Annotated in this window: 17 protein-coding genes; 15 read left to right on the top strand and 2 right to left on the bottom strand. The window is 49.4% G+C overall.

Annotation, left to right across the window (positions count from 1 at the left end; genetic code table 11):
* The first annotated feature begins 80 nt into the window (after positions 1 to 80).
* The 4 genes from EHT25_RS12090 to EHT25_RS12105 all read left to right on the top strand — a co-directional run bounded on the left by EHT25_RS12090 (position 81) and on the right by EHT25_RS12105 (position 6305).
* Entirely contained in the window at positions 81 to 2411 is a 2331-nt protein-coding gene (locus EHT25_RS12090) for a GumC family protein (protein WP_124874789.1), read from the top strand.
* Positions 2412 to 2522: 111 nt separating this feature from the next.
* Entirely contained in the window at positions 2523 to 3674 is a 1152-nt protein-coding gene (locus EHT25_RS12095; RefSeq protein ID WP_229311502.1) for a DegT/DnrJ/EryC1/StrS family aminotransferase, read from the top strand.
* Positions 3675 to 3792: 118 nt separating this feature from the next.
* On the top strand, positions 3793 to 5043 hold the full coding sequence (locus EHT25_RS12100; RefSeq protein ID WP_124874791.1) for a hypothetical protein: 1251 nt from the start codon (positions 3793 to 3795) through the stop codon (positions 5041 to 5043).
* Positions 5040 to 6305, top strand: coding sequence for an N-acetyl sugar amidotransferase (locus tag EHT25_RS12105; RefSeq protein ID WP_221622268.1), 1266 nt, complete (start codon positions 5040 to 5042; stop codon positions 6303 to 6305). The genes EHT25_RS12100 and EHT25_RS12105 overlap by 4 nt, the downstream gene beginning before the upstream one ends.
* 114 nt (positions 6306 to 6419) lie before the next feature.
* Here the strand turns inward: EHT25_RS12105 and EHT25_RS12110 are convergent, their stop codons facing one another.
* Both EHT25_RS12110 and EHT25_RS12115 read right to left on the bottom strand, forming a co-directional pair.
* A complete protein-coding gene (locus EHT25_RS12110) occupies positions 6420 to 6761 on the bottom strand; it encodes a LytTR family DNA-binding domain-containing protein (protein ID WP_124874793.1) in 342 nt (113 codons plus the stop codon).
* The gene (locus EHT25_RS12115; RefSeq protein ID WP_124874795.1) at positions 6758 to 7195 is read right to left on the bottom strand and encodes a hypothetical protein; all 438 of its coding nucleotides are present in this window, start codon (positions 7193 to 7195) and stop codon (positions 6758 to 6760) included. The genes EHT25_RS12110 and EHT25_RS12115 overlap by 4 nt, the downstream gene beginning before the upstream one ends.
* A gap of 1112 nt (positions 7196 to 8307) precedes the next feature.
* On the opposite strand from EHT25_RS12115, the gene EHT25_RS12120 reads away from it, so the two are divergent.
* From EHT25_RS12120 to EHT25_RS12170, 11 genes are all read left to right on the top strand, one after another.
* The gene (locus EHT25_RS12120; protein WP_185731345.1) at positions 8308 to 10806 is read left to right on the top strand and encodes a T9SS type A sorting domain-containing protein; all 2499 of its coding nucleotides are present in this window, start codon (positions 8308 to 8310) and stop codon (positions 10804 to 10806) included.
* A 291-nt stretch (positions 10807 to 11097) separates the two neighbouring features.
* Positions 11098 to 14325, top strand: coding sequence for a putative Ig domain-containing protein (locus EHT25_RS12125; protein ID WP_221622269.1), 3228 nt, complete (start codon positions 11098 to 11100; stop codon positions 14323 to 14325).
* A gap of 949 nt (positions 14326 to 15274) precedes the next feature.
* Entirely contained in the window at positions 15275 to 15985 is a 711-nt protein-coding gene (locus EHT25_RS12130) for a polysaccharide biosynthesis/export family protein (RefSeq protein WP_229311503.1), read from the top strand.
* Between the two features lie 4 nt (positions 15986 to 15989).
* Complete coding sequence (locus EHT25_RS12135) at positions 15990 to 18326, top strand: GumC family protein (protein ID WP_124874801.1); 2337 nt, start codon at positions 15990 to 15992, stop codon at positions 18324 to 18326.
* 112 nt (positions 18327 to 18438) lie between these two features.
* Positions 18439 to 19107 (top strand): sugar transferase, encoded by a 669-nt coding sequence (locus EHT25_RS12140; RefSeq protein WP_124874803.1) that lies wholly within the window; start codon positions 18439 to 18441, stop codon positions 19105 to 19107.
* 27 nt (positions 19108 to 19134) lie between these two features.
* Positions 19135 to 19617, top strand: a complete 483-nt coding sequence (locus EHT25_RS12145; RefSeq protein WP_124874805.1) for a UpxY family transcription antiterminator — start codon at positions 19135 to 19137, stop codon at positions 19615 to 19617.
* Positions 19618 to 19789: 172 nt separating this feature from the next.
* A complete protein-coding gene (locus EHT25_RS12150; RefSeq protein ID WP_124874807.1) occupies positions 19790 to 20695 on the top strand; it encodes a hypothetical protein in 906 nt (301 codons plus the stop codon).
* A 76-nt stretch (positions 20696 to 20771) separates the two neighbouring features.
* Positions 20772 to 22316, top strand: a complete 1545-nt coding sequence (locus EHT25_RS12155; protein WP_124874809.1) for a lipopolysaccharide biosynthesis protein — start codon at positions 20772 to 20774, stop codon at positions 22314 to 22316.
* A complete protein-coding gene (locus EHT25_RS12160; protein ID WP_124874810.1) occupies positions 22317 to 23486 on the top strand; it encodes a glycosyltransferase family 4 protein in 1170 nt (389 codons plus the stop codon).
* Positions 23487 to 23488: 2 nt separating this feature from the next.
* Entirely contained in the window at positions 23489 to 25126 is a 1638-nt protein-coding gene (locus EHT25_RS12165) for a hypothetical protein (protein WP_124874811.1), read from the top strand.
* A 1-nt stretch (position 25127) separates the two neighbouring features.
* A complete protein-coding gene (locus EHT25_RS12170) occupies positions 25128 to 26171 on the top strand; it encodes a CgeB family protein (RefSeq protein WP_124874813.1) in 1044 nt (347 codons plus the stop codon).

Consider the following 26171-nt stretch of genomic DNA (forward strand, 5'->3'; position numbering starts at 1 on the left):
AACTACTAGCGAATACATTATAAACTGCCGCCGATACCGGTTTTAGCGGTTTTAATTCAGTTTGCCTAAGCTATGTGCTCATGAAGTCATCGAATATGTATGGTTATCCTATGTATCCGCAGGGTGAAATCACCTCGTCGGATGTGCCGGGAACTTTGAAGGACTACCTGAAACACTGGAAGTGGTTTTTGATATCGCTGATCACGATGATCGTGGCCGGTTTTGTATACATCTGGTTTACGGAACCGATTTATCGGATTCAGGCGAGTTTGCTGGTCAAAGACGATCAGAAAAGCCCGTCGGACAATGGAGTTCTGAAAGAATTAAATATCTACAGCCCCAGCAAAGTGGTTGAAAACGAAATCGAAATTCTGAAATCGAATTCGTTGATGAAGAAAGTAGTCGATTCACTTGGTTTGAACATTCGCTATTTTCGCAGCACACCCTTTGGAAAACGGGAAATTTACGATGATGCCCCCCTTCGCATTATCCTGAAAGAACCAACCGCCAATCTCTACCGCGCGGATCTCGAAATTGGCATCATCAGCCCCACCACCATCCGGCTGAACGATTGGGTTTATCCGGCCAACCAGATTATCAACACGCCTTTCGGACGGATGCAGATTTTTATCAAGCAACCGGTGGTGTATTCCAACGAGCCGCTGATTGTGCAGGTGATGGAGCATCCGCAGGCGATTCGGTATTACCTGAGCAAACTCAACGTCGAACCCAGCAGCAAAACGTCTACGGTTTTGGTTCTGACCATCGAGGACGCCGTTCCGGCCAAGGGTGAAGCCATTCTTAATCAGATGATTGCGAATTACAGCTCGGCCGCCACCGACGACAAAAACCGGGTGGTTGCCAGCACGCTGAGTTTCATTCAGACGCGGCTCAAGCTGGTTTCCGGCGAGCTGGCCGGTCTGGAAAAATCCATTGAAACCTACAAATCCGCGAATCGGATTTCGGGCATTGGCTCCGATGCGCAGGCGCTCCTGAGCACGTTGCAGAACAACGACGCGCAGCTCAATCAGGTCGCCATTCAGCTCAGTACGCTGGGGGATGTGGAAAAATACATTCGCGCCAAAGGCGAAAACCGGGGCATGTTACCGGCAACCCTGAAATTCAACGATCCCGCCCTGACATCGCTCATCAGCAAACTGAATGATCTTGAACAGCAACGTAGTTTGCTGGTTCGGAATTCGTCGGACTCCAACCCGGTTTTGCGTTCGCTCGACGATCAGATCAGCGCCACCAAAACCAGCATCAATGAAACCATTGCCACCCTGCGCAGCATTCTGACCAACACGCGCAGCCAGTTGCTGGCCACCAACAAGCGGTATGAAGCCCGGATTCGCGTTATTCCGGGAAAAGAACGGATGTTGATGAACATCACCCGTCAGCAGGCCATTAAAAATAACCTGTACAATTATCTGTTGCAGAAACAGGAAGAAACCGCTTTGTCGTATGCTTCCATTGCGTCCAACAGCCAGGTGATCGATGCCGCCAGCAGCAGTCCGGAACCGGTCAAACCGATCAAATTCCTGATTCTGTTTTTGTTCGGCACTGTCGGCCTGATCATTCCGATTGCCATCATTCGGGTTAAAAAATTCTTTAACGAACGGGTTTCGGGGCGGGCCGAAATCAATCAGGCCACCGATGCGCCCGTGATTGGTGAAATCGCCTATGTGCGGCACGAATTTCCGGTGATTGTCAACGGGCGAAAACGCTCGGTGGCCGCCGAACAAATCCGGGCGTTGCGGACGAACCTGCAATTTCTGCGGGAGACTCCCAACGACAGTCAGGTGTTGCTCTTTACATCCAGCATCAGTGGCGAAGGCAAATCCTTTCTGTCGCTCAACGTAGCCGTGAGTCTGGCGCTGGTCGGTCGTCCGACGCTGATTATGGATATGGATTTGCGCCGTCCAAAATTGCACAAGGCGTTGAATATGCTTAATTTTCGGGGCAGCAGCAGTTACCTGACGGGCGAAGCTACCCTGGATGAGGTGTTGCAGCAGGTACCCGGTTTCGAAAATCTGTTTATCATTTCGTGCGGACCCATTCCGCTCAATCCGTCAGAACTGCTCAGCGGGCCACGTTTGCAGAAACTGATCGAAGAAGTTCGGATGCGGTTTGACAATATCGTGATCGATTCACCGCCGATCGGGCTGGTCACCGACGCCCAGTTGATTGGTCCGTTTGCCGATGCAACGCTCTATGCCGTGCGGCACAATGTTACCAACCGCGCTTACCTTAAACTGGTGGACCTGCTGTATGAAGAGAAGCGGTTTCCCAAATTGAATATTGTATTAAACTCGGTCAAAAATAAATATTCGTACGATTACCGGTATTACTATTATCGGAAATCGAGCAACGACAAGCCCAATCTATTGCGGAAATACCTGCTCCATTAAGCCAGGCCAGTATCAACGTAGCGGGACATCAAACCTGAAAAAGTTTTCTTCAACAGTGACGTATTTTTAGACGGAGCCCCGGCAGGTGCCCGATTGTAGATTTTACCCAAAATGACAACTGCGCATCCTATTCAGATGGTCGATCTGAAAAGCCAGTATCTGCGTTTGAAAACCGATATTGATGAAGCCATCCGGCATTATCTGGAAACGACGGATTTCATCAACAGGCATCCGGTCCACGAGTTCCAGCGGGATTTGGCCGCTTTTTTATGGGCCAACCACGTGATTACCTGCGCCAGCGGAACCGACGCCCTGCAGATTGCCATGATGGGGCTGGAACTGAAACCGGGCGACGAAATCATTCTCCCCTCGTTTGCTCCCGTTGCGGTTGCCGAGGTGGTAACGGTTTTAGGACTGAAACCGGTTTGGGCGGATATTGATCCGGAAACCTTTACGCTGACGCCGGAAACCGTCGAAAACGTGCTTACCTCCCGTACGAAAGCGATTGTGCCGGTGCATCTTTTCGGCCAATGTGCCGACATGGAACCCTTGCTCAGTCTGGCTTCAGCGAACCAGTTATACGTCATTGAAGATGCAGCTCAGGCGCTGGGCAGCGAATATGAATTCAGCGACGGCTCGGTGGAATCGGCCGGGACGCTGGGGCACGTTGGCTGTACGTCGTTTTTTCCGTTGGGGAACCTGGGTTGTTACGGCGACGGCGGGGCGCTGATCACCAATGATCCTGAACTGGCCGACCGGTTGCAGATGATTGCCAACAACGGCCAGCGGAAAAAATACATTCACGAAGTGGTCGGCGTCGATTCGCGGCTCGATGCGTTGCAGGCCAGTATTCTGACCGTCAAACTGAAACACCTGACCGAATTTAACCGGCAACGGCAGATCGCTGCGGCCCGCTACGATTACCTGCTGAAAGATGTTCCCGGAGTTAAGACGCCGGTTACGTTGGATGCCGCATCGCACGTTTATCACCAGTATACGCTGACCGTGCAGCCCGGTATGCGCGACGCTCTTCGGGTTCACCTCCACCAGCACGGTATTCCGTCGCGCGTCTATTACCCGGTTCCCATGCATCTCCAGCCAGCTTATTACAACGAGCATTTCCCCGCCGGCACTCTTCCCGTCACCGAACGACTGTGTCAGCAGGTACTTTCGCTGCCCATTCATACCGAACTGGTTTCGCAGCAGCAGGAAACAATTGTATCGGTGATCGCCGATTTTATGACGACGAAAAAATACGCCTGATTGCAACGGATCCTTACCCGGTTTATCCGAAAAACAACAATTTCTCCGGATCGATACCGGAAAAAGAAGCCCATAGACTCGGTTGGATAGCGCCAGGGAAAAAGGGGTAAAAGCAGAGATGGAAAAGGTTTCTCAAAAAACAGCCTGGCCTGAATATGTCCTTGTGTATGGTTTGATCGCCGTTTCGGGGATTGAATATAGTGGCCCGTATCCGGAGTTCACCATCGGGTTGCTGGCAGTTGCCTGTCTGGCGGCAATCGGCCGGAAAACGCTTTTTACCGTCCGGCCTTTGCTCATTCTTCTGCTGGCTTTTTTGCTGGAGCTGTTTCAGGCGGTTTACCTCAATCAGTTTGCCCCGCTTTCCTGGCTCCCGATTCTGCTAAAGCTATTCGTTGGGTATTTGATTATTCACATTTGCGGTTTAAAAACGATCAAGCGATACGTCAAAATTATTTATGTTTCGACACTCATTAGTTTACCCATTTATTTTTTGACATTTGTTCCTGCGGTTGAGCAATTCCTGATTCAGAATGTAGCCCGGGTGTTTTTTAACCCGGTTTTTTCGGCGGAGAACGGCCTGACTAGTCCGACAATGCTGGTTTACACGTTCAATCCGTTCGCCGTTGATCAGATCGGTTCCTGGTTAATCAAGTGCAATTCCGGCCCTTTTCGTAACCCGGGCCTCTTTGCGGTCATGATCAATCTGGCGCTGGTGCTGAACACCATTCGGAAAAAGAGTCTGATCAATCAGCGAAACGGCTGGTTGGCGGTTGGACTGCTCACGACAGGATCAATGACCGGTTTTGGGACGTTGATCTGTATCGCGGTCGGGTATCTGTTTACGAAACAGACCCTTGGCAAACCCTTGAAATTAATGGCTATTTTGCTCATTATTCCCTCGGCCGGTTTTTTGATTTATGCCCAGAAAGCATTCATGGGCGACAGTATGCAGCAAAATATGAACCGTACGCAGCAGGAAGGCAAATCCAGTCTGGACAATTCTTACCGGGATTGGGTAGATCTGACGAAGAGTCCTTTCGTCGGTCTGGGTGATGCGGCCCAGAGCCGTGACCGATCCATTCACCGGGATAATGGCCTGATGGCTCTTCTGATTACGTATGGAATACCGGCTACGTTGTTGTATTTCAGTATGTTGTTTCTGTTTTTTCGGCGTCTTTGCCGGTATTACGGTTTTCCGGTTTCCTTCGCCGGTTTTGCTTTTCTGTCGGTTTTGATTTCCGGTTTTTCGCAGATTATTTTCGATAGCCCTGTTCTGTTGGCTTTTCTATTTTTGGCCGAAAGACTGCGGCAAATTCAGACGAAACCCGTTGCGCGTCAACGTGCTCACTTAACCCCCAGCGAAGCATGATCAGCGTACCGAAAGAGTTTTTTACCAAATGGAAAAAGAAGGAGCGCGAAAAACGGTGGCCGTTTGCGCTTCCCCGGCAAAAGGTCAGGAGCTTCATGGAAGCCATCGTCGGCACGCCGGAAGTGGCGACAAAAACCGCCTACCGGCGTTGTAGCCGGTGCGTCCTGGATACAACGGTTTCCGATATCTGGTTCGATGAGGCAGGCACGTGCAAATATTGCCAGATTCACGACGAGATGGAACGCCTTCATCCGCTGGCCAACATGGAGGAAGATTTGGAGCGGATTATCAGGCGGATTAAAAAAGCCGGTCGGAACAAAACCTACGACTGCATTGTGGGCGTTAGTGGCGGTCGTGATAGCATTTATACCCTTTTTCTGGCGCGAAAAATGGGATTGCGGCCCCTGGCGGTTTATTTCGACAATGGCTGGAACACCGAAATTGCGGTTTCGAACATCCGGAAAGCCACCGATTTACTGCGGGTCGACCTGCACACGGTCATGGCCGATCTGGACGAATTCAAAGATTTGCAACGGGCCTTTCTAAAAGCGTCGGTGCCCGATGCCGACATCCCGACCGTCTACGCCATCCATTCCGTGTTGTATGAAACGGCCGCCAAACAGGGAATCGGGTATATTCTGCACGGACATTCGTTCCGGACGGAAGGCACCTCGCCAATTAGCTGGACTTACATGGATGGCCGTTACATCAAGGATGTTCACCGCCGGTTCGGGAGTGGCCACGTCCGGAGTTTTAAAATCATGACGTTACCGTATCTGCTCTACTACAGCCTCGTGAAGCGGATTCGGGAAGTTCGTTTGCTGGAATACATCGATTACAATAAGAAAAAAGCCGATGAAACGCTGGCCCACGATCTGGGCTGGGTCTATTACGGCGGTTATCACCATAAGAACCTCTATACCAAGTTTTTCCAGTCTTTTTTGCTGCCGAATAAATTCAATATCGATAAGCGGAAAACGGAATTGTCGGCGCTGGTTCGTTCAGGACAGGTAACGCGAAGGGAGGCCATTGCCGAACTGGAAGCAAGTTCGTACAAATACGACCGTTCGGTGGTGATTTACGCCGTCGCGAAATTAGGCTGGACACTGGAAGAATGGGAAGCGGTTTATTTCCGTGAGCCCCGTTCCCACAAGGACTTTAAAACCTATTTGCCCCTGATCCGGTTGCTTCGGCTGCCCATTTGGGTGGCCTGCAAACTGCGGCTTCTGCCCCACATTCTGTATTTGAAATACGCCAGTTAGAAAGGTGAAAGGCAGACTACGGTTTTTCCAAAAAATGATCCCATTGGGCACTAACAAATCAGGGCCGATCCTGAAGTGGAACCGACCGCCAGCCGAAAAACCGCATTTTATCCTCTAATTGTTGACCGATTTGACTGCTTTGAACACTTCAGCAATCCGCCGGCGGGCAACCAGTAAAACCGTTCCATTGGTCAGCGTAATTTCGACCTGATAGGTTGAAATCCGGTGAAGCCTTGAAATGTGATTTGGATTGACGAGGGCGCCCCGGCTGATGCGGATAAATTCGGGTAGCATTTTTTGCCACCGCACCAGGGTTCGGGCGGTCATCAGGTTCGGTGCATTGCTTCGGTGCAGTAGACTGTAATTGCTATTTCCCTCTAACCAGATAAGCTCGGAGAGTGATAAAGGTACTTTGTATCCTCTCATTTGCAGAGAGCCGGCTTGTTGCTGTATCATGAAGAAGTCGTCAACTGTTGTGTGACGTTTTGCAGAAATGAGCGAACACGACCCGCTTCAGTGGTCAGTTCGCACCTTTCCAGTTGTAAGAAATTATCCAACATGGTCTTGTCAGTGGCGGTAGCGACCCGTTGGATCCGACCACTTTGACGCGCCCATAGGCTATAGCCATACACAGCATTGGGACATTCTTCTAAAACTGCAAATCCATAAGGTGTTGATTCTCCGGATGGTTGGTGCCACAAAATAAACCAACGGGCTTTCGCCATAATTTGGGATAAGGAGAGCCGTTGTTGTTCCCATACCTGAAAACGATTTAATAACCCTTCAACCGGGACATCAGTAACTGATGGTTCAGGAGGTGGAACAACCCAGTAAGAAGATTCTGCAATTTCAGTATGCAAACGGTGGCGTTGAGTAAACCAGAAAGACATTTTCAAGCAGTTGATAGCTCACTTGTAAGACCAAGCTAATTGATCCCGGGGGATCATCCAGATGAATAAAAACGCGTGAGAGTATATGTTCATCGATATTCGACCAATTTCAATGCCATTTTGTATGGTTTATAGTTCTATTCATAAATTTTTGTTGAAAAGGTAAATTATTTGTACCACTCTTAGCTGAATCGAATACTCCAGAATCAAACAATCACTTTTGACGGGGGGTAAGTGTATTTGGCACAGTAATTGTCAGGCTCAGAAAAGCATTAAAGTAGAGACGTTTGCGGATGTTGCGAGCGTCTTTTTTCGTTTTTAGATGCGTTGATTGACAGCCATCGAAGGGGTGTAAAACCGGACGAATTTACGTTTTGCGTAAAGGCGTTGGCGTGAATTTTAAACCGTTCGATTTCGGATCGTAAAAACCGCCTTCCTGTAGATGGCCAGTGCGGCTATAGTTGACCTCATTTCGTATTGTCAATAGACCGATTGACGGGAGCAGTTGAGAGACCGGATTAGCATTCCCGAATCTCATAAAATACGTTTATTTGGCTAAGCAACAATGAATTTGGACGTCCGAGCGGCTTTGCAAGGTGGTGGTTGGATGAGTGGATGATGTTGTCACTATTTCCAAATAGTATTGGCTGAAGATCGGTAGAATTAGAATTTTCAATAAGGTAGAGCGGATGAAAAAAGCAGAGTATTTTTTTTGAGAAACTTGAGTAGTTAATGTAACCGAATGTACTCTTTTTATTGCATTCCCAGCTATGTAAACGATTAAAAATCAAGCGCAAATTTTCTTGTCTGATAAATTGAATGGGCATACGTTTCCACTGATCCAAATTCTGAAAAATATTGCCGGACGGAACCCGGAAATGCTTATTTAGTTAATCAGGCTTTTCGGCAATACTGAGAAGGTTTTGTTCAGCGTTTTCAGATAGCATCCTATTGAATTAGGAATTACTTTTATAAGCTGATGGGTTAGTGAGGAAGACGGGCAAGCGGACTTACCCACGTCCACGGCTGGCATAAAATTTTACCCGATGATCCACCGTTTACTTTTTTTGCTTTCTATATTGCTTGGATGGGTTGGTCGTTCTCAACTCCTTTTGGCTCAGCCCCGTATCTTCAACGCCAGCCCGTCGGTAAAACCGGGTGAAGCCGTCAACCTGCAAGGTGACTTTGGAGCCTCGGCCAAAGTTTTTTTTCTGAAAGGAACCACCACCACACCAGCGGCTTTGCCCGTGCTCGTTCAGCGGGCCAATCATGCCACCGTTCAGATTCCGGCTCAAACCGGTCTGGATCTTTACCAGATCTGGGTGGAAGACCAGGGGCAGAAAAGCCCACCGGTTTTTGTCAATCAGGCCGTTGGCTTGCAGTTTGACTCCCCGGAAGGGAGCCCCGGCGGCTCGATGCGAATCTTTGGCCGGAATCTGCAACTGCCCGGAAGCACAGCCCGGGTGCGGCTGATAGCCCCCAATTCATCTACCTCGCAGGAAGGATCAATTGACGTCACTAACAGTGACGCCTACCAGCTTCGGTTGAGACTGCCCAGCACGATACAACCCGGAGTTGTTTATAAGGTTCTGGTTACGAATGGATTGGGTGGAAATGCCGGGGAGACGACGATGGAACTTCCACTGACGGCCACCATTACCGGAACGGATTACTTTCAACTGGAAGTGGGCTGGGCCGCCAAACTCGATTTTACCCGCAACATCTACAATGTCAAAACCGACTCCCGGCTAAGTGTAAAAGCCGTGGGCGACGGAAACGCCAACGACCAGCCCGCGTTGCAACGGGCCATTGACCGGGCTGCCGCCGATGGCGGAGGCATTGTTTACCTGCCCGCAGGAACCTATAAATTGCTGTATCCTAACTTCGAATACCTCCGGATGCGGAACCGGGTGGTGATTCAGGGGGCGGGAAAAGACCAGACCATCATCAAGTTTGGGTATGAGCCGCAAGTTTCACACCTGGGGCTGTACTGGCCGGAAGTGACCCGCCAGGCTGGTCTGGCCGATCTGACATTTATGAATGTGGATGAAACCGGCAGCGCCCTGCTCAACAGCAGCCGGGGGCAGGGCACCGAGATTTTCCTGCAGCGGGTTCGGTTCGATCTCAAGAAAAGCGACTGGTTGTGGTTGGCAAACAGCGATAAACTGGTCATTGCCAACTCCGACTTTAGTCAGGGCATTGATCAAAATTTTAGTTACCACGGCCCTCTGCTGCTGAACGGTTGCAGCAACTTTCTGGTGCGGTATAATACGTTCAATTATGCCGTCGATGGATTGAATATGAATGACGTCCACGAAGGGATTTTTGAAAATAATCAGGTATACCGCGACGGTTCGGCCCGGTATCCGACGACAACGATTCACCACGTTCTGATCGCCAATTTTGCGAAGAATCTGGTGATTCTCAACAACGAACTCAACGTGATCAACGGCCCGGCCCAGAATGGCAATGATGGAGAAGCGATCATCAGCGAAGGAGGTGGAGCCGACCGGATCGACGAAGAAGCCGGAACGGTGAGTAGTGCAACCGCAACAACGCTTCAGGACCAGAGCAAGAATTGGGGCGCATTTCGACGCCAGCCGGTGGTGGCTATTGTGAGTGGGAAGGGCATGGGACAATGGCGCCGGATTACGAGCCGGAGCGGTTCGACGCTGCAACTCGATCGGGCGTGGGATGTCATTCCGGGAGCGGGAAGTCACTATGCCATCTTCAACTGGAGCGCCGAAAACTGGCTGGTGCAGGGAAACCGCATGGAAGGAAACCGCCGGGGAATTACCATGTACCACGGTGCAACGAACCAGGTCGCGCTGGTCAGCAACAACTTGCACAACAGCGGTTCCATCGATCTGACGCCCATTCAGCAGCAATTAAATGGTCGTCAGCAATTTGTTCCGATGTATAATACGCAGGTCATTGGCAATTTGGTCGGGAACACGAATGGCAGCAACGGCGTTTTTATTGGGGCTCATCCGGTGCAGCACCGGCAGGCCAAAACGTTCGGCACATCGGTGATTGGTCTGGAGGTTCGGGGCAACACGGTTCGGGCCGGGATTCCGAACATTCCGGCGGTGGTGGATGCCAACTTCCCGGAGGGGTATCTGAATTACCTGGAATACCACCCCGCGTCGGTTTACGAAGACGAACAGGTTCCAGCCATTCTGGGGAGTATTTTTGAGAATAATAAAGCCAACAACTGTGCAAACGCACTTTATCTGAACAGCGGTTCTTACAATACCGTTGTGTGTAACCTGACGCTGGAAAACTCCCCGAATTTGCTGAAAGACGAGCGGCTGGAGCAAATCACTCACGCTTCCGTGGGAACCTCCTCCTGCCTGACCAACTCCCCCGAAGATCCGCCTTTAACCATAAAAATATACCCTAACCCGGTCATGACCGAGCTTCATGTCCAATTGTCATCGGCCGGCGCACGCTTCAAAATCTATTCCCTGACGGGCGCCCTGCTGATGGATACGCGCACGACCTCCACGGAAGCCCTGCTGGATGTACAGCAATTGCCCATTGGCGTATATCTTCTGCAAGTTCAACCGGATCAGGGCGACCTGGTCAGCCAGTGTTTTATCAAATTCTGAGCGGATTTATCGGACAAAAGATTGCGTTTGCTTCCTGGCGGTCAGTTTTCCAGGCCGCTTATCTCATTTCCTGCCAATCTCCTTTGGTGGCGTTACTTTTCATTCTTAATACCGTAAAAGCAGGTTTTTACATACCTTTTTCTTTAACTAAATGGCTTCAGGGTTGGATTGGCACAGATTTAGCAGAAGAATATAGGTTGTTAACAGACTGTGTAATTACGAATAAGTTCACTTTTGCGGGATAGAACAGGAAGGGAGGAAAGGGAAGTGATCTGTATAAAACTGATATTTATGACCCACCGTTTACTTTCATTTATCCTGTTTATCAGCATTTGTAGTTCACAAATTGTTATTGCCCAACCCCGAATTTTCAATGCCAGTCTCTCGGCTCAACCGGGCGAAGCCGTCAGTCTTCAGGGAAATTTTAGCGCAACCGCCAGGGTCTTTTTTCTGAAAGGAACCGCAACGAATCAAACCGCTTTACCAATTCTGGTTCAGGGCGCCAACCACGCCACGGTTCAGATTCCGGCCCAAACCGGTTTGGATCTTTACCAGATCTGGGTGGAAGATCAGGGGCAGAAAAGTCCGGCGGTTTTTGTCAACCAGGCGTTGGGGATGCATTTCGATTCGCCGGAAGGGAGTCCGGGGGGGACCCTTCGCATTTTTGGACGAAACCTCCAATTGCCCGGCGCCACGGCCCGGGTTCGGTTGATTGCGCAGGGGACGACCACCGCGTACGAAGCGACGATCGATCCAAGCCGGAGTGATGCATATAAATTAAGCCTGAAACTGCCCACCACGCTAAAGGCCGGAACGGTTTACAATGTTTTGGTTACCAATGGGTTGGGTGGCGGTTTAGGTGAAAAACAGGTAGAGCTGCCCTTAACGGCCATTTCGTCCGGAGACGATTATTTCCAGCTAGGGGTGGGCTGGGCCGCTAAACTGGATTTTTACCGCAACGTCTACAATGTCAAAACCGATCCGCGCCTGAGTGTGAAGGCTGTGGGCAATGGGCAGGCCAACGATCAGGCCGCTATACAACAGGCGATCGACCGGGCTGCCGCCGATGGTGGGGGCGTTGTTTATCTGCCCGCAGGAACCTATAAATTGTTGTATACCTATTTCGAATACCTCCGGATGCGGAACCGGGTGGTGATTCAGGGAGCGGGAAAAGACCAGACTATCATCAAATACGGGTATGAAACGCAAGTTTCGCACCTGGGCATTTATTGGCCGGAGGTGGTTCGGCAGGCCGGTCTGGCCGATCTGTCGTTTCTGAATGTGGATGAAACCGGCAGCGAAATGCTCAGCAGCAGCCGGGGGAAAGGCACCGAGATTTTTCTGCAGCGGGTTCGGCTCGACCTCAAAAAGAGCGATTGGCTCTGGCTGGCGGGCAGTGATAAACTGGTCATTGCCAATACGGACCTTAGTCAGGGCGTCGATAGCAAGTTCAGGTACCTCGGCCCCTTGCAACTCAATGAATGCAGCAACTTTGTCATACGCGACAATACCTTCAACTATGCGGTCGATGGATTGAACCTGAATGATACGCACGAAGGCATATTTGAAAATAACCGGGTGTATCGCGATGGTTCGGCTCGCTACCCAAGTACGGTGGTTAACCACGTATTGATCGTCAATTTTGCCCGGAATCTGGCGGTTGTCAATAACGAATTCAGGGTACTTAACGGCCCCGCGCAGAACAGCAACGACGGCGAAACCATCATCAGCGAAGGAGGAGGAGGAGACCGGGTCGACGAAGAGACGGGAACCGTGAGTGGAGCAACCGCGACAACACTGCAGGACCAGAGCAAGAATTGGGGCGCATTCCGTCGCCAGCCCGTGGTGGCCATTGTGAGCGGAAAAGGCATGGGGCAATGGCGAAGAATCACCAGTCGGAGCGGGTCAACCTTGCAACTGGATCGGGCGTGGGATGTCATTCCGGGATCGGGAAGCAACTATGCGGTTTTCAACTGGAGCGCTCAGAACTGGCTGATTCAGAATAATCGCATGGAAGGCAATCACAGGGGCATTACGATCTATCATGCATCGACGAGCCAGATGGCCATTGTCAACAACACCTTGCTCAACAGCGGCTCGATCGATTTAACGCCCATTCAGCAGGAGTCGAATGGCCGTCAGCAATTTAACCCGATCTATAACAATCAGATAATTGGTAATTCGGTCTCAAACACGAATGGAAGCAACGGCGTGTTCATCGGCGTTCATTCGGTCCAGCACGCTCAAACCAGGACGTTCGGGACATCGGTCATTGGACTGGAAGTACGTGGCAACACGGTTCGGGCGTTGACGCCCAATACGCCGGCGGTAGTCGATGCGGAGTTTCCGGAGGGGTTCCTGAACTATCTGGAGTACCACCAGCTTGCCTTTTTCGAAGATGAACAGATTCCGGCCATTTTGGGAAGCATTTTCGAGAACAACCGGGCCGTCAATTGTGCAAACGGCATTTATCTCAACAGTGGTTCGTACAACACCCTGGTGTGTAATCTGACGCTGGAGAACTCATTGAAATTAATGAAGGACGATGTGCTGGAACGGGTCACTCACGCGTCTGTCGGGACGACTTCCTGTGCCAAAGTTACCTCGACGCCACCCGTAAATAAACCTCCGCAACCACCTGCTTCCACCGGAATGACGGGACAGGTAGGAGTTCCTTTTTCGGCCACGCTGGCGGTTTTCACGGACCCCGACGGTGGTACATTGACGTACGGATTGAGTGCATTGCCCGTAGGGCTGAACTTTGCTCCTTCCAGCCGGGTGATTACGGGCACGCCCACCGGCGCCGGTACGTTTATTTTGACCTATTCGGCCACTGATGATCAGGGCGCTACGGGTAGTGTGAGCCTCACATTGACGATCAGTCCGGCACCCGCGCCAGCCGTTACCGGTAATTTTGAAGGGTTTCTGGATAAACTGGAATGTGGAAGCATTCGGGGGTGGGTCTGGGATCGCAACAAACCCAATGCATCGTTTACGGTCGAATTCTATCTGGAAACCGGTACTCCGACGATCACGACGGTTATTGGTCGGGCGGAAGCAAACATTTACCGGACGGATTTGAAAGATGCGGGCAAGGGCAACGGGGTCCATGCCTACAATTTTGCCCCTCCTTCCACGCTACCAAACGGTGCGATGGTGCAGGCAAGGATATTGGGTAGTACCTATCTATTGAAAGGCTCGCCGAAAGCCTATGTGTGCGCTACGGCCCGAAAAGCCCGTGAATCGGCTGAAGAAGAGGCCGAACTTATTGTTCGGTTGCTGGGCAATCCGGTTACCAACAATTTGGTAGAAATTGAAGTATCGGGGGTAGAAGGTCAGCCGTTGCAATTGCAGTTGTCGGACGGCCAGGGCCGGATGATTTCGGAGCATCAACTCGAGCGGGCCGGGGTCGTTGATCGGCAGCGGTTTTCGGTCAGTAACCAGGTAACCGGATTGTTATGGCTCCGGGTCAGCACGCCCACGCAATACAAAGCCCTGAAAGTATTAAAAACGGATTAATTCCTCCTGCCGCATTCCCGCGATCTTAGTCACTGGTTTCAGATTCAGGCATTTCGGTGTCTGACGGAATTGCATTCTCAGTAACTTCGTTACCCTCCATTTCTGCTACCAGGGCAACGGCTTCGGCGTCGTTCTTCCCGCATTCGGCCTAACTACCCATCGCTGGCGGTTTTCTCCCCCGGCAACAGCAAGACAATATTTGCAATTCGTCCGCAGGATGGAACCGATCTTAATTATCGAACAAAGAATTAGGTGCCATATAATAAACTAAGCCAGAATGGGTGAATAAAATAACTCCATTTTTTTTGTCTGTTAAATGCCCATCCCGGAAAGATACTGAAAATGAGTTAGTTAATTGTTGTACAACAAAATATACTGGTTATAAATACTACAAATACATCAAGAGTTAGCACATTTTGTAGAAATTATAATCTGGTAAAAACTTAAGTAGTACAGGTTTTTTTTTCAGTTACTTACCTCTGGACCATTAAATCAGAAATGGATTATCTTATTTTTAAACTAAGTGTCTGATAAACCAGTTAAAACAACTACTTAGAGGTTTTGCAAAATTAAATTCTATTTTTATTCAGTTCATAAGTATTATTTTTGTAATGCATTTGCACCCGTTTAGGCCAATTTTATCGGCTGAAGAGTTTAACTGATGGGCAACTTAACACATTTGGCCTATTTAGCAGATGAAGATGAGTAAATTTTTTTCAATTTTTGAGTTGAGTAATTTTACTTATCTTGCAGAAAATTTTTACAAGTCTTGATAAGTAGCATGGAGCTGGATGAGTCGTCTGGCAGTAGTGCTCAGATCGTTACGCGAGTCAGTATCATTAATTTATTGAGTGACTGTATGAATCTAAGTGAACTGTATGTCCGGGGCGGGTTTTGGCTTATTGGTTTATGTGCTTGCCTTGCGAGTTGCATTTCAAGTAAAAAGCTAGTGCTGTACCAGAAAACCGGGCCGGGAAACGATACGGTTTCAGTTGCTGCGCGCTACATACCGGTAATTAAAGTTGGCGATGTATTATCCGTTCAGGTGAGCAGTTTTAGTCCGGAAGCAACGGCGCTTTTTAATCCCTATACGGCCATTACGGCCTTGTCTGGCACGAGTACCATGCAAAGCACGCCCACCACGCCCATGCCTTATATGGCTGGCTATCTGGTGAGTGAAGAAGGTCAGATCGAGTTGCCGCTCATTGGCAAAATAACCGTACAAGGCCTGACCAACTCCCAGGCATCTAAAGAGATCCGGCAAAAACTGCTGAATTACCTGAAAGAACCAACGGTAAATGTCAGAAATCTCAATTTTCAAATTTCCGTAACGGGTGAGGTAGCCCGGCCGTCGCTCTTCTCCATTCCGAGCGAGCACATTACGTTACCCGAAGCCCTGGGGCTGGCGGGAGATATTACGATTTTCGGTAAGCGTACCAATGTTCTGATCATTCGGGAAGTGAATGGAAAGCAGACGTTCAATCACGTCGATTTAACGAAGCGGGATTTGTTTCGCTCCCCTTTCTATCATTTGCATCCCAATGATATCGTGTATGTCGAACCCGGTAAGGCGCGTATCGCCAATGCGGATCGGACGTACCAGCTGGTACCGATCATTCTGAGTGCACTTTCAATTATTGCCATTGTTGTAACTCGTTAATACTATGGTAAATAACTCATACACGCCTTATCAGGCCTATGAAGTATCACCACAGCCAAATCTACGGGCTACGTTGATGCGTTATCTGCGGTTCTGGCCCTGGTTTCTCCTTTCGCTGGTTCTGTTGCTTGGTGCCGCTTATACCTATCTGCTCTATCAGGCCCCGGTTTACCGGATTCATGCCAGCCTGTTGATCAAGGACGAAAAGAAAGGCGGTTTATCGGCGGAGAACCTCATGAAGGAACTCTACCTGTTCAACAAAAACGTCAGCATCGACGACCAGATCGAAATCCTCAAGTCGTATACCCTCATGGACCGCGTGGTAACCAGTCTGGGGCTCGATGTTCAGTATTTTCATCCTTCAACGACCTATAAAAAGGAGATTTACGCGGAATCGCCCATCCGGTTGATTGTTGAAAAAGCAAATCCGCAACTCGTTAATACACCCCTTGAATTTACATTCGTCGATAACAAAACGTTTCTGTTGAACGGATATTCCTATCCGTTTAACCAGAACATCAAAACGCCATACGGTCAGCTCCGGATTTTCCCGCTCCGGTCTATCAACGCCAGCACCGAACCCGTCACGGTATCGGTATTAACCCATTCAAGAGCGGTTAACAGCTATCTGGATAAACTGAGTGTGGAACCGGCGGCCAAGGAGTCGAACGTACTGGAATTGAGCATGGAAGAAACCGTTCCGGACAAAGCGGAAGCCATCCTGAACCAACTGGTCAATGCCTACAGCAAAGAAGCCGTCTTCGACCGGAATAAGGATGCGCATAACATGCTCAAGTTCATCGAAGAACGGCTGAGCCTGATTGCCGGTGAACTGTCGCAGGTTGAACAGGAAGTAGAATCGTATAAATCGACCCAGGGCATTACGGATCTGAGCGTTCAGGCCCAGACCTTTCTGGTGACTGTCAAGGAAAATGACGCGCAGTTGAACGAAGTCAATATGCGCCTGAGCGGTCTGGCCGATATTGAACGGTACCTGGCAAAACAACCCGGCGACAAAAGCGTGGCCCCCGCCACCATTGGTCTGAACGACCCGACGCTGACCAGTTTATTGGGTAAAATATCGGAACTCGAACTAAAGCGGGACGAAATGTCGCGCATGATGGCGAGCAACAGTCCGATGTTGTTGTCGATCGACAGCCAGATTAAAACAATCAAAGGAAGCATCAACGAAAACGTTCAGACGATGCGCCAGCAGTTGACCAGCAGCCGGAATCATTTGCAGGATAATAACCGCCGGTTGGAAGAAATGATCCGAACGGTTCCCGGCAAGGAACGAACGCTGTTGAATATTACCCGGCAGCAGGTGATCAAGAATGGTCTGTATACCTACCTGCTTCAGAAGCGTGAAGAAACCGCTCTGTCGGCGGCTTCAACCGTTACGGACAGCCGCATCGTGGACGTTGCCCGTACCGACGAAGGACCGGTTGCTCCGGTTCGCAGTACCATCTTTTTGATTTTCGGCTGCATTGGCCTGTTTTTGCCGATCGGGTTTATCGAAATAAAAGATGCCTTCAACAACCGGGTGATGCGACGTTCGGATGTGGAGGAAATCACCCAGGTACCCATTCTGGGCGAAATTGTCAAGGGAAGCCGGGTATCGACCGACAACCTGGTGTTCAAACCGCGGCTGCGTTCCGTCATTGGAGAACAAATCCGCGCCCTGCGTACAAATCTGCATTTTCTGAAGGCCGAGCATCAGCAGAGCCAGGTATTGCTATTTACGTCCTGCATCAGCGGAGAAGGCAAGTCGTTCATCTCGCTTAATCTGGGGGCCAGTCTGGCGATGGTGGATCGCACCACCGTGATTCTGGAAATGGACCTGCGCAAACCCCAGTTGCACAAGAATCTGCACATGGAAAACCAGGCCGGAATCAGCGACTACCTGCTCGGCGAAGCCACCATTGACGACCTGCTGCAACCCATTCTGGGCTATACCAATTATTTCATCATTACGGCGGGACCGCTGTTGCCCAATCCGGCCGAATTGCTGAGCACTCCCCGCTTAAATCAGCTTTTTCAGGAATTGCGGGAGCGTTTTGATTACATTCTGGTTGATTCACCGCCTATTGGGCTGGTCACCGACTCCCAACTGATTGCTCCTTTTGCCGATGTAACGCTGTTTATGGTTCGGCATGACCATACGCCGAAAAACCAGCTTAAAATGGTGGATGCGCTGTTCCGGGAGCAGCGGTTTCAAAATTTGAGCATTGTTCTGAATGCCATCGGTGAAGGTGAATCGCATTATTACAATTACAGTTACGGTGAATATTACGGCGGCTCCGACACCAGCCACCCTATAAATAAAGGAAAAAGAAGTTAGCGCTGAAACGTGCGCGGTTGATGGAACCGATTGCTGACAGCACCAAAGAAGTACACTTTATCATCTCACATTCTCTGTCCTGTTTACCCATTCGACTCAGTATTAAAAGTTTATGCTAAGCCTTAACTCACAGTACCAAACTCTTTACGTGTATACGGAGGATCGCAATCGACGGAGCGATTTCACGTATAAGTATTTTGGCAAACGTGCATTTGATATCTGTATTAGCTTTTTGGTCGTCGTTTGTATTTTAATCTGGCTGATTCCGTTGATCGGCCTGCTGATCAAGCTTGGCTCAAAAGGACCGGTTTTATTCATTCAAAAGCGGACCGGTTATCGGGGCAGTTCGTTCAACTGTCTGAAATTCCGCACCATGACGCACAACCCGAATGCTTCTTTCAAACAGGCGAAAAAGAACGATGAGCGGGTAACGGCGATCGGCCGGTTTCTGCGGAAAACCAACCTGGATGAGATGCCCCAGTTTTTGAATGTCCTCATCGGTGATATGAGCGTTGTTGGCCCCCGGCCCCACGCGGTTCAGCACAGTGCCCAGTTCTGGAATACGATGCCCGAATACCGGAAACGCTACCGGGTAAAACCGGGTATAACGGGGCTGGCCCAGATCAATGGCTACCGGGGCGAAATCGATCACCTCATGAAAATGCGCCACCGGGTCAAATACGACCGGTTTTACAACAAGAAGAAATCCATCCTGTTTGATCTCTGGATTTGCTGGTTGACGATCAAATCGATGGTGGGTGAAAACGAAAATGCATGGTGATTTTAAGGAATAACTAATTGCAGATTCATGTCCTGGTACGTATTGTATACAAAATCCCGAACCGAAAAGGTCGTAGCGGACAAGTTGCGGGAACGCGGGATCGAAGTGTATTGCCCCCTGGTCAAAACCAGGCGGCAATGGTCGGATCGGGTCAAAACAATTGAAGAACCGCTTTTCCGCTCCTATTGCTTCGTAAATCTCGAAGACCAGCAGCGGTCTCAGGTATTTGGTATTCCCGGCATTGTTCGGTACCTGTTCTGGATGAACAAACCCGCCGTGGTCCGCGACTCGGAAATCACCACGATTAAACGCATGCTGAACGAAATCGATCCGACGCAAATCCGGGTCGAATCCTATTCGTCAGCCGATCGGATAAAAATCAAATCCGGTTGTTTTACCAACACCGAAGGAGACGTAGTGAGTCAGCAGGGAAAAACATTAACTGTTTTTATTGACTCCCTGCAAATGGTGATGAAAGTGGATTTATCGAAAACGCTGGTTTCGGCCTGAGTAATTCGCTTTAGAAGCAGCTCATCGGGTTAAAAAGTACGAGTGATTAGGTTCTGCGTGGGACTGAAAGGGCGAAGCCGTATCGATCGGGCAGTTTACATCTAAAAACGAAGCCTTTTTATGGAAATTCTATCAATAGTAATGCCATAAATGAAAGGGGATAAAGATCGTTATGCGGAAGGTTAAAATTGGTTTATTTTTAGTTCTGGGTTTTGTTGTTTTAGTAGAAGTTGCCGGGCGGTTTTACGGGTTAACGAGCTATCCCCTTTATGACGCCAGTACTGAATTCGAGTATTTATTAAAACCCAATCAAAACACGACCATCTACCGAAACCGCTTTGTAACCAATGAGTTTTCCATGCGCAGTAACCCCGTTCTGGCGCAGGATTCCATCATCGTCTTGTTAGTGGGAGATTCCATTATTAACGGCGGTAATTCAATTGATCAGGATAGTTTGGCATCCACGTTAGTAGAAAAAGAATTACTCCGTAAATACGGAAAAACCATCCGGGTATTAAATATCAGCGATAAAACCTGGTCGCCCGATAACGTGGTGGCTTACTTAAAAAAGTATGGCACGTTTCAGGCCGATATGTTGCTGCTGGTTGCCAATAGCGGGGATGCTTTTGACCCGATGACCTTCCAGCCTATTGTTGGCGTCGCATCGTCTCACCCGGCTGAAAATGATTGGCTGGCTTGGCCCAAACTGGTCGTAAAAGCGTGGGATACCCTGGAAGACCGGTATTTCAGGAAGCCGGAAACCGAAAAAAAAAGGGTAAAAGCCCCGGAAGAGCCGCAAAATCTCGTCAAAGGATTTTCGGACTTAGACAGCCTGTCCAAAAAGTTACAGATCCCGTTCTCGGTTTATTTACACCTTTCCCAGCCCGAGCTGACCAACAATACGGTGGACCCCGGAGGCCTGGTGATTGAAGAGTTCTGTCGGAAAAACCAGATTCCCCTACAGGTTGATCACATGGGGCTCGATATGTTCAATGATGATATTCATTTAAACAGCAAAGGTCAAAAAGCATTAGCTGCGGATTTATTACCAATTATTGAGCGGGGTTTGAAGTTATAAACCGAAGGGGAATGCGGAATGCTATTTGGAATTACTGCACGGTTTTGGGTTGATTTCACCATGAGAAACCAGATTTATGTCCACCACTAAAAGATTAATTTCGGGCACGGCGGCTTCCTGGGCCAGAATTGGCATAACCATGCTTACTCAGGTCGCGCTGGTTCCTATTTTTCTGAGCTACTGGAGTATCCAGACCTATGGTGTTTACATCGCAATCCAGGCGCTGGTCAATGTTTTAAATACGCCGGGGAGAGGGTACAGCGATTTTTTACAGTTCGAATTTTTGAAGTTAGGAAATACCAACCGGACTGAAATTGCCAGATTACTCTGGTCGGGAATCAGCGTTATTCTGGTCCTCAGCGTGATCGAATTAGCAACGCTATATTACATCGGTTTTTACGGTAATATCGGGTTTTTATTCAATGAAAAAAGCATCAGCAACCTGCAATTTCGGAATGACATTGGGTGGTCGTTACTGATACAATGGCTCTCGTGGATATTCTGCAATGTGATTGGTTTATTTTTCCGGGCCTTACATCCATTCGGCTATTATCCCAGAATGGAATGGTGGAACGTTGGGTCCTCCATTTTTACGTCGCTCATTACGGTTATTTTTATCATAAGCGGCTACGACTTACTGGGCGTTACCGGCGCATCGTCGATTGGATCGATCTTACTCATGGTTGTCCAGTTTCTGGATACGAACAATCGGTTGAAAAAGGAAGGCCTTCAGTTCAAAACCGCTTCGCTTCGGCTTGGCTTCCAAAAATACGTTGTCTCATTAGCGTTGTCGGGGCGGTATTTTCTGGAAAACTTTAAACAGCAAGGGGTTCGCCTGTTGTTGTCGCCGGTGGTGGGGGCAGCCAGTCTGGCGGCTTTTGTCACGATGCGGACCGGTGCCAATGTGGCTTTACAGGGGCTGTCGACCATTACAAACCCCCTGATGCCCGAGTTAATGCGGTTTCTGCACAACCGGGATCAGGAACGAATGCAGGTTGCTTTCGATAGCGTCTGGCTGGTGGTAGTGGCCATTCTGGCTCCTGCGGTGCTGGTTATTCATGCCATCGCCCCCTTCCTGTTCACGCTTTGGACAAAGGGGCAAATTGCGTATGACCCCTTTCTGTTCGCAACGCTTTCGTTAAGCGTGCTGGTGTATGGAATCGCTCAGCCAGCGACGGCCATTGTAACCGGCAATAACCTGCTCCGTTTACAGATGGGGATATCGCTAATCTCTTCACTGATCGTGATTGGAGGTATCTTTTTCCTGGTTCCGCAGATCAGCATCATTGGAGCCGGAATCGCGCTTTTAACCGCAGAGGTGGCAGCCGCTTTCGGGTTTCATTTTTACGCCCAAAAATGGCTCGGTTTGCATCAGATGCGTTGGCCGACTAAGTCGTACCTGATCGCGATACGTTCCGTACTGATTGCGGCTTTTGGGATGATTATGATGAGTGTATTCCCCCACTATTACTTGCTGTATCTGGCCGTGTCAATGATTGCTTTATGCTGGAATATAAAGAAATATTGGGAGCTGTTTTCCAGAATCGGTGTTGAAAAAACATTCTTATTATTAAGCCGTTTGCCCGTGATTGGTAAATACTGGTACGGTAAAACAGCCTGAATGAACATGAAGGTTACGCAGTTAGCGATCGGAAGGTTTCATCACTTCCACCTCGCCAGACAGTTAGAACGCTTGGGATTACTGGAAAAAATATATACCGGTTTTCCTAAATTTAAATTGCGCGATGAACAAGGTATTCCGAAAGATAAAGTAAAAACGTTTCCCTGGATTCATACGCCCTACATGAAAAGAGGGCTGATCGGGATTGATTACTGGAAATGGTTATCCGAAGAATGGGAATGGCTGGATATGCAGGTGATTGACAAATATGTCGCCGGTAAAATAAATCATCCCACTATTTTAATTGCGTTATCGGGCAATGGCCTGCATGCTGGTAAAAAAGCAAAAGATCACAACGGATATTTCATTTGCGATCGAGGATCGTCGCATATCCGGTTTCAGGATCAAATCCTGCGCGAAGAATTTTCCCGATGGGGCCATACCTTTCGGGGAATCGATTCGCGGGTCATTGAAAAGGAAGAAATCGAATATGAACAATCGGATCTGATTACGGTTCCTTCCCAATTCGTCAAAAAAACCTTTCTCGATCAGGGGATTCCCGAAGAGAAATTGGCTAAAATACCGTATGGTGCCCGGCTGGAGCGGTTTTATAAAGTAGCGGAGCCCAGTACTAAAAAATTTAAGGTACTCTGGGTCGGCAGTGTGGGCATCCGCAAAGGGTTCATGTATGCCCTGCAAGCGTTCCAAAACCTCAAACACCCGAATAAAGAATTCGTTGTCATCGGGACGGTGGAGCCGGAAATGCGGCAGCTATTAGCCGGCCAGAACTTAGACAAGGTCTCTTTTTTGGGGCTCGTCCCGAATGCCCAGCTTCCCCGCATCTACAGTACGGCCCACGTATTTGTCATCCCGAGTCTGGAAGAAGGGCTGGCCATGGTGCAGGGAGAAGCCCTGGCCTGCGGGTGTCCGGTTATTGCCAGTGTGAACTCGGGCGCGGAAGATTTATTTGAAGACGGAAAAGAAGGTTTTATCCTGCCCATCCGGAATCCGGCGATGATCACGAACCGGCTGGAACAGTTTGCGGATGATCCCGAATTACGGCAAAAAATGTCAGTAGCGGCCATTGAGCGCGTCAAAAGCATCGGTGGCTGGGATAGTTATGGAAACGGGTTTCAGGAAACACTTCTATCGTTGATTCAGGGATATTAAGAATGGTAACCAGCCAGCCCATACAGTTTGGAAATACACCCGCAACGCAACTTCCGCCGGTTCAGCAGCGCTTTATTTTTTTAGGGCTGTTTAAAAAGTGGATATGGGGAGGAGTGCTTGTCGCGGCACTTCTGCAGGGCCTTTTCTTCTTTACATTCGAAAATGTATTTGCCATTGCGTGCGTCCTGTTCGCGTGGCGATTAGCCGATAAGTTTGTTCTCACGGCTTTTAACTTAGCCAAATACACCTTTTCAACGGTCATTTTATTGGGGTTTTCACTGACCCAATACGTTTTACCGCTGATTTTTACGTTGCTCGAAGGAAAGCCGATCACGTATAATTTAAAGTTTCCGTATAGCGTATTTATTCATTCCTTACTGGCTTTACTGGTTTTTATAACGGCCCATTATTTCTACAAGGAATGGCGGGAAGGATTTGCCGGTAAATTGTATTATAAATTAAGCGGGTTTTTAAACAGGAATTATTTTTTTACGACACCTCCCGACCTGCAAATCTGGATTATTGGGTTTGTTGGATTGGCCGGTATGGCAGTTACCTACCTGACCGGAAACCATTTCGATGGAACGGCCGAGGAACGCGGTACGGTGGCAAAATTTTTTCAGGGGCTGGTGCCGTATGCGTATACGCCCTTGTTTCTGTTATTAAAACCCTTGTTTTCCCGGCGAAGCGGGCCGTACAAACGACCGGTTTTGAAAGTCCTGGTTTTTGCGGCCATGTTGTTGTTTGTCGGGATGGGCGGCAACAGCCGGGGCCTTTTTATGACCGGTATCAGTGCCGTGGGCATTTCATACCTGATCGGGCTGCTTTTAGGAAAATTCAACCACGATATCTTCAACATTAAAACGGTGTTGCTGGCTGGTCTTGGCCTGTGGATCATCACCGGTCCGCTTGCGGATTTAGGAACATCGATGGTGATTGTCAGAGGACAGCGAAGTCACCTGAACAGTACGGAACTGGTTCTGAAAACACTGGAAGTTTTTCAGAATAAAAAAGCCATCAAGCAGTTTCGGGCAATGAACACGGTTATTGAAGTTCGGGATTGGGACGAAACCTATTTTGACAACATATTCCTGTCCCGGTTTTGTAATCTGAAGTACAACGATGCGAGTCTGGAGCTGGCCTATAAGCTGGGCAAACCCAATGCCGACATGCTGGACTACTCCATCGATAAGTTCTGGGCCATTCTGCCCTTACCGGTTTTGAACTTTTTGCACATCAAGGTGGACAAGCTCACGGTCAATGCCTCCTCCTACGGCGATTACCTGTACTACCGGGCGGGCGGGAAAGGCGGATTGGGCGGTTTTCGGACCGGGCATTTTGCCGGAACCGGTCTGGCGACATTCGGGTGGTGGTATTTATTGCTGCTGGGCGTTGGCGTTATTCCGTTGTTCCTGCTGGTTGATGGATTCGTCTTGTATTACCAGCAGGGTACCACCATGAACACCTGTTTGAGCCTGGCTGGTCTCATTCAAATGAACTTCTTCTTTACCTTATTTTCCGTTTCCAATTTTTCGGAAAGCGCGGTTAATATTTACGCTTTTTTGATGCGGGGTTGGATTCAGGATGCCCTTCTGTATTGGTTTATCCTGTTTGTACTTCGTAAACTCCGAATAGGTTAGTATGACAATTGTGTACATTGGGGATACCAACCCGTCTTCGACCGCCTTTCACCGGTTTCTGGCGCTGAAACGACTGGGGCATCGGGTAACGATTTATAATCCGCAGGAGGCTTGCCAAGGCGATTTACAGGGGTTTTTGTCCGCTAAAATTCACTTTCGGACGGGGTATCAATTGCTGCAAAACCGGATCGGGAAATGGCTGACTGGCGTCATCGACAAAACCGCCGATCTGGTTTGGGTGGACAGTGGCGAGCTAATCGGCCCATCCGTGCTGAAAAAAGTAAAAGCCACGGGCGTGCCGGTTATTCTGTACAACGTCGATGATCCGACTGGCCCAAGAGACGGCGGCCGGTTTAAATCCCTGCTGAAAGCGCTTCCTTTTTATGACCTGGTGGTGGTGGTGCGGCCCGAAACCGAGCGGGAATGCCGTCAGCTTGGCGCGTCGAAGGTGTTGCGGGTTTGCCGAAGTTACGACGAAGTAGCGCACAAACCATATGATACGATCGACGAAATTCCGGCGCAATTTCGGTCGGAAATCGCGTTTATCGGCACCTGGATGCGGTACGAAAAGCGCGATGAATTTTTGTTGAAACTGATCCAAAACGGTTTGCCGGTTGCCATTTGGGGCGACCGCTGGCAGAAATCACCGCATTGGAATGCCTTGAAGGATCACTACCGGGGGGGCGCATTGGGCGGTAGAGGTTATGTGGGAGCCATTCAGGGAGCCAAACTTTGCATCGGCATGCTTTCCAAGGGGAATCGGGATTTACACACGCAGCGGTCGCTGGAAATCCCGTTCATCGGCGGATTGTTTTGTGCCGAACGCACCGCCGAACACACGGCCATGTACCGGGAAGATGTGGAAGCGGTTTTCTGGAAAGACGTGGACGAGTGCATCGTCAAATGCCGGGAAATGCTGGCCGATGAACAAAAAAGGGAATCGATCCGGCTGGCCGGAATGCGCAGAGTCCGGGAAAATAAGGTAGGAAACGAAGATATCTGCACGCAGATTCTGGCCGAATTAGAAATCCATCAGTTGATCTAG

This window comes from Larkinella rosea, from assembly GCF_003858635.1.
Classification (GTDB): Bacteria; Bacteroidota; Bacteroidia; order Cytophagales; family Spirosomataceae; genus Larkinella; species Larkinella rosea.

What these genes read in the sequence shown, in the direction of transcription:
- EHT25_RS12090 (WP_124874789.1), top strand. Translation starts at nt 81, where the DNA reads ATGAAGTCATCGAATATGTATGGTTATCCTATGTATCCGCAGGGTGAA.
- EHT25_RS12125 (WP_221622269.1), top strand. Translation starts at nt 11,098, where the DNA reads ATGACCCACCGTTTACTTTCATTTATCCTGTTTATCAGCATTTGTAGT.
- EHT25_RS12115 (WP_124874795.1), bottom strand. Translation starts at nt 7,195, where the DNA reads ATGTCTTTCTGGTTTACTCAACGCCACCGTTTGCATACTGAAATTGCA.
- EHT25_RS12145 (WP_124874805.1), top strand. Translation starts at nt 19,135, where the DNA reads ATGTCCTGGTACGTATTGTATACAAAATCCCGAACCGAAAAGGTCGTA.
- EHT25_RS12155 (WP_124874809.1), top strand. Translation starts at nt 20,772, where the DNA reads ATGTCCACCACTAAAAGATTAATTTCGGGCACGGCGGCTTCCTGGGCC.
- EHT25_RS12160 (WP_124874810.1), top strand. Translation starts at nt 22,317, where the DNA reads ATGAACATGAAGGTTACGCAGTTAGCGATCGGAAGGTTTCATCACTTC.
- EHT25_RS12140 (WP_124874803.1), top strand. Translation starts at nt 18,439, where the DNA reads ATGCTAAGCCTTAACTCACAGTACCAAACTCTTTACGTGTATACGGAG.
- EHT25_RS12165 (WP_124874811.1), top strand. Translation starts at nt 23,489, where the DNA reads ATGGTAACCAGCCAGCCCATACAGTTTGGAAATACACCCGCAACGCAA.
- EHT25_RS12105 (WP_221622268.1), top strand. Translation starts at nt 5,040, where the DNA reads ATGATCAGCGTACCGAAAGAGTTTTTTACCAAATGGAAAAAGAAGGAG.
- EHT25_RS12170 (WP_124874813.1), top strand. Translation starts at nt 25,128, where the DNA reads ATGACAATTGTGTACATTGGGGATACCAACCCGTCTTCGACCGCCTTT.
- EHT25_RS12100 (WP_124874791.1), top strand. Translation starts at nt 3,793, where the DNA reads ATGGAAAAGGTTTCTCAAAAAACAGCCTGGCCTGAATATGTCCTTGTG.
- EHT25_RS12095 (WP_229311502.1), top strand. Translation starts at nt 2,523, where the DNA reads ATGACAACTGCGCATCCTATTCAGATGGTCGATCTGAAAAGCCAGTAT.
- EHT25_RS12110 (WP_124874793.1), bottom strand. Translation starts at nt 6,761, where the DNA reads ATGATACAGCAACAAGCCGGCTCTCTGCAAATGAGAGGATACAAAGTA.
- EHT25_RS12150 (WP_124874807.1), top strand. Translation starts at nt 19,790, where the DNA reads ATGCGGAAGGTTAAAATTGGTTTATTTTTAGTTCTGGGTTTTGTTGTT.
- EHT25_RS12135 (WP_124874801.1), top strand. Translation starts at nt 15,990, where the DNA reads ATGGTAAATAACTCATACACGCCTTATCAGGCCTATGAAGTATCACCA.